The sequence below is a fragment of the Actinoplanes sp. OR16 genome (genome assembly GCF_004001265.1).
GTDB lineage: Bacteria > Actinomycetota > Actinomycetes > Mycobacteriales > Micromonosporaceae > Actinoplanes.
In genome coordinates, this window is the sequence record NZ_AP019371.1 from 4,687,577 (window position 1) to 4,700,928 (window position 13,352).

General features: G+C 73.1%; 10 protein-coding genes. 6 read left to right on the top strand and 4 right to left on the bottom strand.

Translation table 11 applies throughout. The features are described from left to right. Window position 1: 1 nt before the first annotated feature. From EP757_RS21570 to EP757_RS21585, 4 genes are read right to left on the bottom strand one after another with little or no spacing between them, the layout of a single operon-like run. The gene (locus EP757_RS21570) at window positions 2-2,794 is read right to left on the bottom strand and encodes an FtsX-like permease family protein (RefSeq protein WP_127548736.1); all 2,793 of its coding nucleotides are present in this window, start codon (window positions 2,792-2,794) and stop codon (window positions 2-4) included. Next, on the bottom strand, window positions 2,791-5,889 hold the full coding sequence (locus tag EP757_RS21575; protein WP_127548737.1) for an ABC transporter permease: 3,099 nt from the start codon (window positions 5,887-5,889) through the stop codon (window positions 2,791-2,793). Before EP757_RS21575 ends, EP757_RS21570 begins: the two co-directional genes overlap by 4 nt. Then, window positions 5,883-6,554, bottom strand: coding sequence for an ABC transporter ATP-binding protein (locus EP757_RS21580; RefSeq protein WP_127548739.1), 672 nt, complete (start codon window positions 6,552-6,554; stop codon window positions 5,883-5,885). The genes EP757_RS21575 and EP757_RS21580 overlap by 7 nt, the downstream gene beginning before the upstream one ends. Next, window positions 6,547-7,416 carry an ABC transporter ATP-binding protein gene (locus tag EP757_RS21585; RefSeq protein ID WP_127548740.1) on the bottom strand — a complete coding sequence of 290 codons (870 nt, stop codon included), beginning with the start codon at window positions 7,414-7,416 and terminating at the stop codon, window positions 6,547-6,549. The genes EP757_RS21580 and EP757_RS21585 overlap by 8 nt, the downstream gene beginning before the upstream one ends. Before the next feature lie 85 nt (window positions 7,417-7,501). Here EP757_RS21585 and EP757_RS21590 point away from each other — a divergent pair, with 85 nt between their 5' ends. The 6 genes from EP757_RS21590 (at window position 7,502) to EP757_RS21615 (ending at window position 13,265) form a co-directional block, all read left to right on the top strand. Continuing rightward, window positions 7,502-7,996, top strand: coding sequence for a SigE family RNA polymerase sigma factor (locus EP757_RS21590; protein WP_127548742.1), 495 nt, complete (start codon window positions 7,502-7,504; stop codon window positions 7,994-7,996). Continuing rightward, complete coding sequence (locus EP757_RS21595) at window positions 7,993-8,976, top strand: hypothetical protein (protein ID WP_127548744.1); 984 nt, start codon at window positions 7,993-7,995, stop codon at window positions 8,974-8,976. The genes EP757_RS21590 and EP757_RS21595 overlap by 4 nt, the downstream gene beginning before the upstream one ends. Before the next feature lie 47 nt (window positions 8,977-9,023). Further along, window positions 9,024-10,106: an aldo/keto reductase gene (locus EP757_RS21600; protein WP_127548745.1), complete on the top strand. Its 1,083-nt coding sequence runs from the start codon at window positions 9,024-9,026 to the stop codon at window positions 10,104-10,106. Between the two features lie 135 nt (window positions 10,107-10,241). Continuing rightward, entirely contained in the window at window positions 10,242-10,853 is a 612-nt protein-coding gene (locus EP757_RS21605) for a VOC family protein (RefSeq protein ID WP_174262433.1), read from the top strand. Between the two features lie 417 nt (window positions 10,854-11,270). Next, on the top strand, window positions 11,271-12,680 hold the full coding sequence (locus EP757_RS21610; RefSeq protein ID WP_127548747.1) for an NAD(P)/FAD-dependent oxidoreductase: 1,410 nt from the start codon (window positions 11,271-11,273) through the stop codon (window positions 12,678-12,680). Further along, window positions 12,681-13,265 carry a TetR/AcrR family transcriptional regulator gene (locus EP757_RS21615; RefSeq protein WP_127548749.1) on the top strand — a complete coding sequence of 195 codons (585 nt, stop codon included), beginning with the start codon at window positions 12,681-12,683 and terminating at the stop codon, window positions 13,263-13,265. Window positions 13,266-13,352 lie beyond the last annotated feature (87 nt).

Genomic DNA, 13,352 nt, shown 5'->3' on the forward strand with positions numbered 1-13,352 from the left:
TTCAAGCACCGCCCACTCGCAACACCTCACTCAGCTGCTGGCGGCGCCGCAGCGCCGCCTCCAGGGGCGCCACCGCCACGGCGGCCAGCAGGAACAGGGTCGCGACCAGTACCAACGCCGGCCAGGGTGGTGACGGCAACGGGTCGGCGGACTGCCCGGTCAGCAGGCGCAGAGCGAGCGGCCCCAGCGTGAACCCGGTGAGCAGCAACCCCAGTGCCGGCCCGGCGAGCATCGCGGCCAGGGCGAGCGGGAGCATCTCGGCGGTGGCCACGCTGCGGGCGTCGCGGGGACGCAGGCCGATGGTGCGCAGGCGGGAGAGCGTCTGCGAGCGTTCCGGGGCGGTGGCCGCGGCGCTCAGCGCGAAACCGAGCAGGCCGAGCGCGAGCATCACCGCCGCCGATGCCCAGGCCAGCTCCCGCAGCCCGCTCACCAGTGGAGCGTCCCGCCGATCACGCAGCACCTCCGACCGCAGTACGACGTCGCCGTCGACCACCGCGCTGCTGCCGGCCGGTGTTCCGGCTCGGGTGCTGCCGGCGGCCGCGGCGACAGCCTGCTCGGCTCCGGGGCCGGTCGCCCAGATCGTGTCCGGCTCGAAAGGCGCTCCCGCCGCGGTGATCGCCGTGGCGTCGACCAGGACCACATCCGGCGCGCCGCCGATCGGAGGAGCCGTGCCCATCGCGATCAGCGGCACCGCGGGCTCCCCGTCGCGAAGGAGTTGAAGTCTCATGCCTCGGCGGAGACTGCCGTCGCTGGAGATCACGAGCGCGGGCACGGCGTCCTTCCCGGGCGACATTTCAGAAATGTCGCCCGGGGTGATGTCCTCGGACAGTGGCGTGCCGGCCAGCATCTCCCGCAGCGCGGGCGTGTCGACCACGACGAGCCGCGGCGTGGCGGTGACATCGGCCGTGGCGATCCGTGCCCCCTCCACGATCTGCGCCGCCACGACATGCCGGATCCCGGCCTGCCCGGCGACGGCTACCGTCGCCGCCGGGGCAGCGCCCGGCGTCGCGAGGTCGAGGCGGGCGTCAGCGCCCACGGAACGCCATGACCCGTCTTCCAGGCCGCCCTCGACGGTGGCCGCCATGCTGATCGAATACACCGCCAGTCCCGCCGCCGCCACCATCGTGAGCAGCGGCAACGCGGCCCCCGATCGATCAGCGGCCCGCGCCGCCCCGAACACCGCGAGTGGCCGTCGCGACCGCAGCGAACGCCGCAGCACGAGACCGGTGATCAGGGGCATGAGCCGCAGGAGGATCAGCCCGCCGACGATCACCCCGAGGGTCGGAGCGGCGGCGGGCAGGGCGACGGCGGCGCCGGGGCGTACTCCCCGTTGATGGAGCGCCGCGAACGCCCCGGCCGCGACGGCGACGACGGCGAGTTCCAGGGCGAGGCGCCGGAGCTGGGCGGTCCGGGCCAGCTGACGGCGTGCGCCGCGGTTCGCGGGCGCCCGGCGGTCCCGGGTGGCGCGGGCCGCGGCGACGACGCCGAGCACGGGTGAGGCGACGACGGCGGCCACCACGACGGGCGCGATCCAGGCGAGTCCGGCGCCGGCTTCGGGAGTGGCGGAGGCGAGAGCGATCACGGTACGGGCGACCGCCACGCCCGCCGACGCCGACGCCACCGTGACCGTCATCGATTCGACGGCGAGTTCGGCCGCCAGGACGGGCAGCCCGGTCCCGCGCTGACGCCCCACGGCGAGGGCCGGCGTGCGGCGGCGTACCAGCAGGCCGGCCGCGAGCAGCAGCACCAGCACACCCGTGGTCAGGACCGCGATGAGCAGCACCGACGCCTGGGCGTACGCGGCGTCGACCTGCCCTCGGACGTCCCGCAGCACCGCGTCGAGCTGGGTGTTCCAGGTCGACGCGGTGTCGAACGAGCTGGTGGACGCCGAGGTGGCCTTCAGGTTCACGGCCGTCCGGGCGGTCCGCTCGGCCGAGTCGAGGGTGAGCACGTCCGGGTTCGGGCTGAACCAGACGGTCCGCCGCATCTCGTCGGCCTTGAACGCGAGCCGGGCGTCGGGCAGCGAGTCGGCGGAGAGCAGGCCGCCGAAACGGGTCGTGCCGGCGCCGTCCATGCCGGCGGCCGGTGCGAGCAGCCACGGCGCGAGCCGCCAGGCCGGGTCGGCCGGGTCGGCGGGCCGGAAGACGCCGCTCACCACGATGTTCTTCCTGCCACCGGAGTCGTCGGAGGCCGGGATGCGCTCGCCCGGCCGGACGCCGAGCTGGGCGGCGGCGGCCTCCGACAGGCCGATCGCGACCTGCCAGGACGGCCCGTTCGCCGGGGCTTCGACGTTGCCGTCGGCGGCCGGGACGGTCGGGCCGGGCGCTGATCCTTCGGTCCAGGTGACGGCCGGCCCGGCGCTTGCCGGAGACCCGCCCCCGTAGGAGAGATAGCCGAGCCGCAGCGTCCGCGGCGCCTTCCCGTCAGTGATCTTGAGGGTCGGCGTGACGGCGCCGGCGACCGGTGGCAGCAGGGCTTCGCGCAGCTCGTCGCCGAGCTGGTCGAGGGACCGGTCGCGCAGGGCGTCGACGTCCTCGGCGAGCCGTGGCATCCGGAACCGGCCCTGCTCGCCGGTGTCCGGCTCCCAGCGGGCGGCCACCGTGATGTCGGCGGCGTCGCCGGCCCGGCGGACCGCGTCCCGCACCGCCTCGTCGGCGGTCGACCTCAGCAACGCGGGAACGGTTCCGGCCAGCGCCGTCACGATCACCACGACCAGGGCGGTGAGCAGCAGCGGAACGACGTCGGCGCGGGCCCGCCCCCACACGCTGGGCCAGTGGATGACGGGAAGCTTCATGAGGCGACTCGCAGGTGGGCGGCGTCGGCCCGGCGGGACTGGATCACGACCACGGCGGTCACGGCCAGCAGGCATCCGGCGAGCAGCGTGAGCAGGAGACCGGCTTCCGCCGGCCAGGGCCAGGTCGGGACGGCTTGCGGCACGGGGGCGGCACCTTCCTCCGATCGTACGAGCAGAGGCGCGACCAGCCAGGTCGCCAGAGCTCCCACGACGGCCCCGGCCGTGAGCAGGGGCAGCAGGACGAGCGCGTGCTGCCCGAGCAGGGTTCGCCGGATCTCGCGGCGGGTCATGCCGAGGCCACGCAGCCGGGCCACCTCCAGGGCACGGACCTGCAGGTCGCAGGTGACGTGCAGGAGCAGTCCGGCGAGCAGCAGCACCACCGCGGCCGGGACGAGCAGGCGCAGCACGGCTGGCAGCCCGGCCGGCACCGGACCGGCGGTGAGCCGCTCGATCTCGCCGGCCCGGGTGACGACCTCACCCAGGTGCAACGCGGTCAGGTCGGTGCGGTCCGGATCGCCGACCCACCAGGCGTCGACCGGGGAGGCCAGGTCGCCGCGGACGGCCAGGGCCCGGGACAGGGTGTCGAGGTCGGCGAGCATCGCGGCGCCACCGGGTGCGGCGGGGACCGACGGGACGAGGTCGGCGATCTTGACGCGGATCGCGGTGAGTCCGACGGTCAGATCCAGGGCGGCTCCCACCCGTACCCCCAGATCTTCGGCGAAGCCGGCCGAGACCGCGACCGGAACGAACCCCGGATCGGCGAACGCGGTCGCCACCAGCTCGCGGGGGGCCTCGGGTGGACCGCCGAGCACGACGGTCCCGGTCATCGTCAAACCCGATTCGCCGGTCGCGACCTGCGGTTTCATGAGTTGCTCGGGGCTCGGCGGCGCTGAGGTGGCCGTCCAGCCGGCGCCGCCCGAGGAGCCGGGGATGTCCAGGGTGACGGACACGTCGCTGTCACCGGCAGCGTCCCAATCGATCGAATCTCCGCTCATCGGGAGGGCGACGGCTACCACCCGTACATCGGGAAGAGGAACGCACGCACCCAGCCGGTGTGGCTCGCCGTCCAGCGGCAGCGGAGCCCCGGCGCAGGTGGTCCGCAGACCCGTCGCGTCCTCGAGGAGCAGCTCCGGCGTCACCGTCAGGCTCGCGTCGCCGGACGCCGTCCCGGTCAGCGTCGGCACCGCGGTGAGCGGGATCCCGGGGGCGGCGGGCGGCGCGGCCAGCTTCGCGCCCACATCGGCCCAGGTACGCCCTTCGTCCAGCCGCCCGCGCAGCAGCGAACCGGCCCGATCGGCGTCGACCGCGACCAGCCGGGGCGCCGCGCCGTCGCCGCCCAGCCACTGGCCGACCGAGACGCCGCGATCGACCGCCGGGCTGACCGTCCCGCCGGTGGCCGCGGCGACCTCGGCGCCCTGCCCGGACGACGGCGCGCGGGTGAGCGCCAGCGTGAGGTCGGTGCCGACAGCGAGAGCCGCCTGGTCGCGCTGCGAACGTTCCCAGGTGGCGTCGAGGGCGATGCCGAACGTCCCGGCCGCACAGGCGAGCACCACCAGCAGACCGGCGGCGGTGGCCTGTGGACGGCGTGCCGCCTCGAACGCGGCGAGCGGCAGGGGCAGGCTGTCCGCCCGGCGGGCGACCCGGTCCGCTAGGGCGAGAGCGGGCGGTGCCAGGCGCAGCGCGAGGGCAGCGCCCGCGACCAGCAGCAACGCCGGGGCCAGGACCCGGACCACGTCCGGGCTGCCGGAGTCGCCGGCGGACGGCTGGGCTCGCAGCTGCCACCAGCCGCCCGCGGCGAGCGCTACCAGCAGCAGATCGGCGCCGGAGCGGGCGAGCAGGTCACGGCGAGTGCGCTCGCCGGTGTCCGCCGCGGTGCGCAGGCCCGCGACCAGCAGGATCACGGCCAGCACGACGGCGCCGGCCCCGACCGCCAGCATCTGGGCGCCGGTCACCGCGGGCGGCTCGGTGAGTCCCGCCCCGGCCAGCGGAGGCATCCGGGTCAGCGCCGCGTGCAGCAGCGTCGACGCGGGAAGCGCGATCGCCGCGGAGAGCAGGGCGAGTGCGACCGCCTCGACGACGGCCAGGGCGGTGAGCTGGGCCCGGCTCGTGCCGAACGAGGAGAGCAGCGTGGTCTCGCCGGCCCGCAGATCGGTGGTGAGCCGACCGGCCAGCGCGAGAGCCGTGGCGGTGAGGATGCCGCCGAGCACCGCGACGGCCAGCACCGCGGCGTTGGTGACCTGCTGCTGGTGACGGGACGCGCGGAGGACGGACGGCAGGTCGGAGGCGATCCGTTCGATCTGGACGCGGTCGCCGAGGATCCGGGCGAGGCGGCGATCGGCGCCGGCCACCACACCGGTGACCGTGTCGAGGTCGCGCAGCCGTGGCGCGGACAGGCCGGGCTGCGCGGTGATCTCCAGCCGATCCAGGGTGGAGGCGCCGGCGAGCAGGTCGTCCCAGCCGACCAGGAACGGCCCGTACGCCCCGGAGGCCCGCGCGTCGCGGAACGCCAGGTCGAAACCGGCGCCGCCGAGCGGGTCGCGGTCCCAGCCGGCGCCGGCCAGCGGGCGGACCACGCCGACCACCGTCACCCGGGTCGCCGGCGCCGGGTCGCGGACCATCTCGCCGCCGAGCCGCACCCGGTCGCCGGGAGAGAGGCCGAGCTGCCGTGCCGTGGTGTCCAGGATCGCGGCCTCGCCGGACTTCGCCGGCCAGCGGCCGGTGACCAGTTCGGTGCTGCCGGGCAGGTCCTCGACGGCGGAGAAGTACGCGGCCGTCCGGTTCTCGAAGTACCGCATCACGCTCGACGCGCGCCCGGTCGTCCGCGACGGGAACGGCAGCAGGGACGTGGTCAGCAGGTCACGGGTGTCGGCTGCCACGCTCGCGGCGTCACCGCCCTTGATCGTCACGGTGTACGCCGTGACCGCCGTGTCGGCGGCCGTCGCCCGGGACGCAGCGACCTCCAGGGCGCGGTCGGCCGTCCGGGTCACGAGCAGCGCGCACGTGCCGAGCAGGGTGGCGCCGACGGCAACGACGGCGAGCAGGGTGCCGAGCAGCCGCCACTGGTCCAGCGCCCGCCCGGTCAGAAGCCTCAGCACGCCGCGTCGACCCGCCCGTCGCTGATCCGGATCACCCGGTCGGCGAGGGCCATCATCACCGGGTCGTGGGTGGAGATCAGCGCCGTGACGCCCTCGGACTCGACGACGCCGCGCAACAACGCCATCACCGACCGGCCGGTGTCGGCGTCCAGCTGGCCGGTCGGCTCGTCGGCGATCAGCAGGCGCGGCGACGCGGCCAGCGCCCGGGCGATCGCGACCCGCTGCTGCTGGCCACCGGAGAGCTCGCCGGGACGCTGCTCGGCGTGGCCGGTCAGGCCGACCAGGTCGAGCAGCAGCGCCACGCGTCTCTCCCGCTCGGCGGCCGGGGTGCGGGCCAGCCGCAGCGGGGCGCCGACGTTCTCGGCGGCGGACAGCACCGGGATCAGGCCGAAGGTCTGGAAGACGTACGACACCTTCTCGCGCCGCAGCATCGACAGGCCGTCCTCGTCGAGCGCGGTCACCTCGGTCCCGTCGACGTGCACCCGCCCCGCGTCCGGGCGGTCCAGGCCGCCGATCACGTTGAGCAGGGTGGTCTTGCCGGAACCGGAGCGGCCGACCAGGGCGACCATGGAGCCGGGCTCGACGTCGAAGCTGACGTCCCGCAGCGCGTGCACCGCTGACGGCCCGGATCCGAAGGTGCGGTCGACATTGCGTACGCTAAGCATCTTTTTCCGCAGCTTGTAGGGTGATGTGGTCGGCCTCCAGCGCCAGCCGGACCCGTTTGGTCAGCGCCAGGGCCTCGCGGTACTCGCGCGGGATCTGCACCCGGCCGGCCCGGTCCATCACCGCGTACTCCTCGGCGATCACGTGGGTGTCACCGTTCTCCGCGGTCGCCGTGCGGCGCAGCACCTCGCTGCTGGTCCGGCCGTCCCGGATCGACACGGTCCGCTCCACCTGCCCGCTCACCGCCGGGTCGTGGGTGACCACCACGACGGTCACGCCCAGATCCCGGTTCACCTGCCGTAACGCCTCGAAGACCTCGGCCGAGGTGGTGGTGTCGAGCTCGCCGGTCGGCTCGTCGGCGAGCAGCACCCGCGGCTGGTTGGCGAGCGCCACCGCGATGGCGACCCGCTGCTGCTGGCCGCCGGACATCTGGGCCGGTCGGCGATCCGCGCAGTCCGCGATGCCGAGCGTCTCCAGCAGCTCACCGGCGCGTTCGCGCCGGGCTCGCCGCGGCATCCGGGCGGCGGCCAGCGGCAGGTCGATCACCTGACGGGCGCTGAGGTACGGGACCAGATTGCTCGCCGTCTGCTGCCGCACGAACCCGACCGTGTGCCGCCGATAACGCACCCGGTCGGCCCGCGACATGGCGAGCAGGTCCCACTCGCCGACGTGTGCCCGGCCGGCCGTGGGGGCGTCGATGCCGGCCAGGATCGAGAGCAGTGTGGACTTGCCGGACCCGGACGCGCCGACGACGGCGATCATCTCGCCCGCGTCGACGGCCAGGTCAAGGCCCTGCAAGGCCTGCACCTCGATGGACCCGGTCTGGTAGATCCGGACCAGGCTCTCGCATTGGATCAAGGACACGGGTGCTGTTCCTACCTTCTCCTGCCGTGACTTGTAAACATGTCCGCTCGCCCGGCTCGTCTTTCATGGTGAGGGGGTCCTTGTGATGCGGAGCAGCTTCGAGGAATACGTGAAGGCGCGGGGTGACGCCCTGCGCCGATTCGCCTACCTGCTCTGCGGCGACCGGCATCTGGGTGAGGATCTGGTGCAGGAGGTGCTGGTCAAGGCCTATCGCCGCTGGCAACGTATCGAGGCGGAGCAACCCGACGCCTACCTGCGATCCGCGCTCGTGCGATCGCACGTCAGCTGGCTCCGCCGCAGATCCAGCTCGGAGCGGCCGGGTGCGGTCGCCGAGGAGCGGGCGGCCACCGGCGACCTCGCCGACGAGCAGGCGTCACGCGACGAGCTGTGGGCCAGGCTCCGGCTGCTGACGCGGGCACAGCGGGCCGTTCTGGTGCTGCGTTACTACGAAGACCTCGGCGACAGGCAGATCGCCGAGGTGCTGCGCTGCTCGCCCGCCACGGTCCGGGTGCACGCCGCCCGCGGCCTGTCCAAGCTGCGGGCCGAGCTGGCCGCCGAGAAGTCAGGAGCATCGTCGTGAGTCTCGAAGAAGACCTGCGGGCCACCCTGCGCGCCGAGGCCTCGTCCTTCCACGGCGAGGGGCCGCGGATCGACATGTGGCACAACGTGAGCGCCGGCGTCCGGCGTGACCGCCGCCGGCGGGCCGTGCTGGCCGGTGGCGCCGCGGCCGTGGCGCTCGGGGCGGTCGTCGCCGTGCCGGTGATCCTGGCGAACCGGGACGGCCGCGCTCTCCCCGGCCCGCCGGCCACTCCCGGTCCGGGGAGCGACTGGGTGCGGCCGTCGTGGGCCGCGCCGGCGTTCCCGTTCGAGCCCGGCTGGACACCGCCCGGAGTGGGTTCGCCGGTCGTCACCGTGATGGGGGCGAACGTGCTGCTGTCCTACGAGCACGACTCGTCGGTGCTCGCCGCCGAGACCGGCCCGATCGAGCCGTCGTGGGAGGCCGAGGGCGAGGAGGACCACGACGGTGAGGTGGGCGGGCGGCCCGCGACCATCCGGACCGCGTCGACGTTCGACGGCGCGGAGCCGGGGGAGGAGTTCGTCGGGGTCCGCTGGCGGGCGGCCGGCGGCGACTGGATGCAGGTGCTGAGCTGGGGTCATCGCGACGAGGACGACGTGCTGCGCTTCGCCCGCGAGCTCGAACCCGGCTCCGTGCCGGCCGGGCCCGCCGACGTCGCGTTCGCGCTGGTCCCGCCGGAGCACTCACTGCAGCACCAGAGTGACGGCAGCCTCTGCGTGGCGGTGCCCGAGGTGGTGACCTCGGAGCGGCAGCCGACCGGCATCTGCGCGTTCGTGACGGACGAGGCTTACTCGGCCGTGACCGAGGCCGGGCCGGAAGAGGTGACGGTCGGTGGCCGCGCGGCGTCCTACTACACCGACGCCGGCAAGATCGATGTCGATCTGGGCGGTGGCCGGACCCTCGAGATCACCTGGGACACGGAGGCGATGCCGCTCACCCGTGACGAGGCGATCCGGTTCGCCGAGGGGGTGACGGTGCGGTGAGGCTTTCTGGACTTGCGGGTCCATTTTTGCCGGATCACAGTGGGCCCATGACTCAGTATTACCTGCTCGGACGCTCCGGACTGCGGGTCAGCCGGCTCGCCCTCGGCACCATGAACTTCGGCGTGGACGGGTTCCACGCGGCCTACGGCAAGACCGAGGAGGAGGCCGAGCCGATCTTCCGGACGTTCGTGGACGGCGGCGGCAACTTCATCGACACCGCCGACTTCTACACGGCCGGCGAGAGCGAGCGCATCCTCGGCCGGCTGATCGCCCGCTCCGGCCTGCGCGACCGGCTCGTGCTGACCAGCAAGTTCACCAACACCGTCGACCCGGCCGACCCGAACGCCGGCGGCAACGGGCGCAAGCACATGATCCGCGCCCTCGACGCCTCGCTGCGGCGGCTCGGCACCGACCGCCTCGACCTGTTCCTGCTGCACACCTGGGACCGCATCACTCCCGTGGAAGAGGTCGTCCGCACCTTCGACGACCTGGTCAAGGCCGGCAAGATCCGTTACGCGGGCCTCTCCGACGTCCCCGCGTGGTACGCCGCCCGGGCCCAGACCTATGCCGAGGCACACGCTCTGACGCCGATGGTCACGGTGCAATTGCCGTACTCGCTGGTCAACCGCGCGATCGAACCCGAGTTCGCGCCGATGGCCCGGTCGCTCGGCATGGGCCTGACCGCGTGGAGCCCGATCGGGGGCGGCCTGCTGAGCGGCAAATACCACTCCACCGGTGCCGCCGGCGCCGGCCGGCTCTCCGGGGCGGACGGCAGCGGACCCCGGATCAGCGATCACGAGCTCGGGGTCATCGCCGCTCTGGAGAAGGTCGCGGCCGGCCTCGGGAAGCCGATGGCCCAAGTGGCGATCAACTGGGTGGTCAACCGCCCGGGCGTCGCGTCGGCAGTGGTCGGCGCGAGCAGTGCCGAGCAGCTCAGGGGCAACATGGCAGCGCTCGACTTCGACCTACCCGCCGACGCCGTCAGCGTGCTCGACGAAGCGAGTGCCGTGCCGTTGGCCGCGCCCTATTCGATGTTCACCCCCGAATACCAGTCCTGGATCGTCAGCCCCGGCCTGGTCGTCGGCGACAAGCCCGCGAGTTACGCCCCACCCCTGCTCAACGCCGCCTGACGGGCACGTGCCGGGCCCTGGCCCCCGTCGCACGGGGGTGGGCCAGGGACTGTCACTGGGGCGATGCGGGTGGTCGCGGAGCCATTGTCTAGTTCAGATGCCGGACGGCATCGGGAAAGCGGGAGGAGCAAGACGATGGTGGACTACAAGCTCGAGATCGTGGTTCTGCCTGTCTCGGACGTGGACCGGGCCAAGGAGTTCTACGGCAGGCTGGGCTTCCGGGAGGACGTCGACTACGCGGGGCCGGAAGGGTTCCGGGTCGTGCACTTCACCCCGCCCGGTTCGAGTGCCTCGATCATCATCGGATCGGGGATCACCGACGCGACGCCGGGCACGTCGAAGGGTGTGCACCTGGTCGTCGACGACATCGAGGCCGCGCACAAGGACCTGACGGCCAAGGGTGTGGACGTCAGCGAGATCTTCCACGACGCGGGTGGCGTCTTCCACCACTCCGGCACGACGGCGCGGGTGGCGGGTCCGCACCCGGACCGGACCTCGTACGGCTCGTTCCTCTCCTTCACCGACCCGGACGGCAACCAGTTCTTCCTCCAGGAAGTGACCACCCGGCGCCCGGGCCGGATCAGCCACGTCGTCTACAACTCGGTCGCCGACGTCGAGCAGGCCCTGCGGGACGCGGCGATCGCCCACGGCAAGCACGAGGAGGAGGAGCTGGGCGGCGTCCGCGACGAGAACTGGCCCGCGTGGTACGCCGCGTACATGGCCAAGGCAGCCGGCCTCGGCGCCTGACCTCCCTGCCGCCACCCGCCGCATCACTGGGTGCACACGCTGCCCCTTGCACGATGCCTGGGCTGCTCACCGGTCCTTGCGCGTTGCCTGGCTGCTCACCGGCCTTGCGCGTTGCCTGGGTTGCTCGCCGGTCCTTGTGCGTTGCCTGGGCTGCATACCGGCCTTGTGCGTCGGCTGGTTCGGGTGTCGGCTCTCGACGGAACGATTTCTTGCCGGACGGTCGCGATCACGTGGGGATCGCGGCCGTAGGCGTGTCGGGCGCCCGGCTCCGGGCCTGGGATCTTGGATGACGGCTGCGGTTCGGGCCGCGGGAAGACACTGGCCGCGGGAAGACACTGGCCGCGGGAAGACACTGGCCAGGGGGTGCCAGTGTGGGTCCCTGGGGCGGTGCGGAGCGGGAGCGGCCACGATGAGGGCATGCGAACTTTCGATGTGGTGGTTGTCGGCGCCGGGCCCGGTGGCGAGGTCGCGGCCGGTTATCTCGCTCAGGCCGGTCTCCGGGTGGCGATCGTCGAGGCGGACAAGGTGGGCGGGGAGTGTTCGTTCTACGCGTGCATTCCGTCGAAGGCGCTGCTCCGGCCCGGTGAGTTGCTGGCACAGGCACGGCGCGTACCGGGGGCGGCCGAGGCGGTCAGCGGCAAGCTGGACGTCGCGGCGGTGCTGCGGCGGCGGGATGAGCTGATCGGGCACCTCGACGACGCCGGGCAGGTGCCGTGGCTGGAGGAACGTGGCATCGAACTGATCCGTGGCTGGGGCCGCCTGATCGGCGAACGCCGCATCGCGGTCACGAAATCAGCCGGTGAAGGCGGGCCGGCCGGGGAGAGCCGGTCAGTCGGGGACGGCCAGGATGAGGAGATCATCGAGGCCACGCGGGCGATCATCCTCGCGGGTGGAACGCGGGCCACGATTCCGGCCATCGAAGGGCTCGCCGGGGCTCGGCCCTGGACGAACCGGGAAGCGGTCACCGCTCAGGAGATCCCCGAGTCGCTGGTCGTCATCGGGGCCGGGGTCGTCGGGACCGAGATGAGTCAGGCCTTCACGTCGCTGGGCTCGCGGGTCACGCTCGTCGGGAACGTGCTGCCGAAGGAGGAGGACTTCGCGGGCCGGCAGGTCGCCGATTCGCTGAAGGAGCAGGGCGCTGATGTGCGGGAGGGGGTGCGGGCGGTCGCGGTCACCCGTACCGAAAAAGGGGTTGTCGAAGTGACGCTCAGCGACGGCGCCGTAGTGAGCGCAAGCGAGGTGCTGGTCGCGGCCGGACGCACGCCGCAGACCTCTGGCCTGGGCTTGGAGAGCGTCGGAGTGGCGTCGCCGGCGGTGGACGAGCGGATGCGGGTGCCGGGAACGGCGTGGCTCTACGTGATCGGCGATCTGAACGGGCGGGCGCTGTTCACGCACATGGCGAAGTACCAGGCGCGGATCGCGGCGTCGGAGATCCTGGGCGATGGCATGGCGGAGCAGCATCTGGCGGACGGCGCCGGATCGCCTCGGGTGATCTTCACGGAGCCGCAGGTGGCGTCGGTGGGGCACAGCACGGCGAGCGCGGCGGCGGCTTCCCTGGCGGTACGGGTGATCGACATCCCGACCGACGGCAACGCGGGCGGGGCGTTCGCGGGCGGGAGCGGCGGCACGGTCCGGTTCCTCGTCGACGAGAACCGTGGCGTGCTGGCCGGCGTCACGATCACCGGGACGGACATCGCGGACTTCCTGCACGCGGCCACCATCGCGATCGTCGGCGAGGTGCCGGTCCGCAGGCTGCGGCACGCGGTGCCGTCGTTCCCGACCCGCAGCGAGGTCTGGTTGAAGTTCTTCGATGCCCTGGGTATCTGAATGCTGACCAGAAAAGGACAGCTCACCCGCTCCCGCATCGTGGCCGGCGCGGCCTCGGAGATCCGGGAGCGGGGTGTCGACGAGGTGCGTCTTGAGGACGTCATGGCGCGTACCGGCACCAGCAAGAGCCAGCTGTTCCACTATTTCCCGGAGGGCAAGGAGGAGTTGCTGCTCGCTGTCGCGCGGTTCGAGGCGGACAACGTGATCGACGATCAGCAGCCGATGCTCGGCGAGCTCGACACCTGGGAGTCGTGGGAGAGCTGGCGGCTGCGGCTGATCGAGCGCTACCGGTCGCAGGGGACGAACTGCCCGCTCAACCTGCTGCTCGGGTCGGGCCGGCGCACCCCGGCCGCGCAGGCAGTGGTGAACGGCCTGATGGATCGCTGGCAGGCGGCCATCGCCGACGGCGTCCGCCGGATGCAGGCGAAGGGGGAGATCGCGGCGGCGGTGGACCCGGACCGGGCCGCCAAGGCGCTGCTCGCGGCGATCCAGGGCGGCGTGCTGTTGCTGATCGGAACCGGTCAGACCGATCACTTGGAAGCAGCGCTGGAAATATCGATCGGCGCGCTGCGGCGCGCGGGCTAAGGTGGTGAGCGTGGAAGGCGACATCGACATCTCCGGGTAACGACCCGGCCTGGCTCCGTCGTGTCCCGCTGTCTTCTTCCATTGAGG

Bases quoted from the DNA above. Each gene is read 5' to 3' on its own strand.
- EP757_RS21570 (WP_127548736.1), bottom strand. From the start codon at position 2,794: ATGAAGCTTCCCGTCATCCACTGGCCCAGCGTGTGGGGGCGGGCCCGC.
- EP757_RS21580 (WP_127548739.1), bottom strand. From the start codon at position 6,554: ATGCTTAGCGTACGCAATGTCGACCGCACCTTCGGATCCGGGCCGTCA.
- EP757_RS21600 (WP_127548745.1), top strand. From the start codon at position 9,024: ATGACTCAGTATTACCTGCTCGGACGCTCCGGACTGCGGGTCAGCCGG.
- EP757_RS21590 (WP_127548742.1), top strand. From the start codon at position 7,502: ATGCGGAGCAGCTTCGAGGAATACGTGAAGGCGCGGGGTGACGCCCTG.
- EP757_RS21605 (WP_174262433.1), top strand. From the start codon at position 10,242: ATGGTGGACTACAAGCTCGAGATCGTGGTTCTGCCTGTCTCGGACGTG.
- EP757_RS21615 (WP_127548749.1), top strand. From the start codon at position 12,681: ATGCTGACCAGAAAAGGACAGCTCACCCGCTCCCGCATCGTGGCCGGC.
- EP757_RS21610 (WP_127548747.1), top strand. From the start codon at position 11,271: ATGCGAACTTTCGATGTGGTGGTTGTCGGCGCCGGGCCCGGTGGCGAG.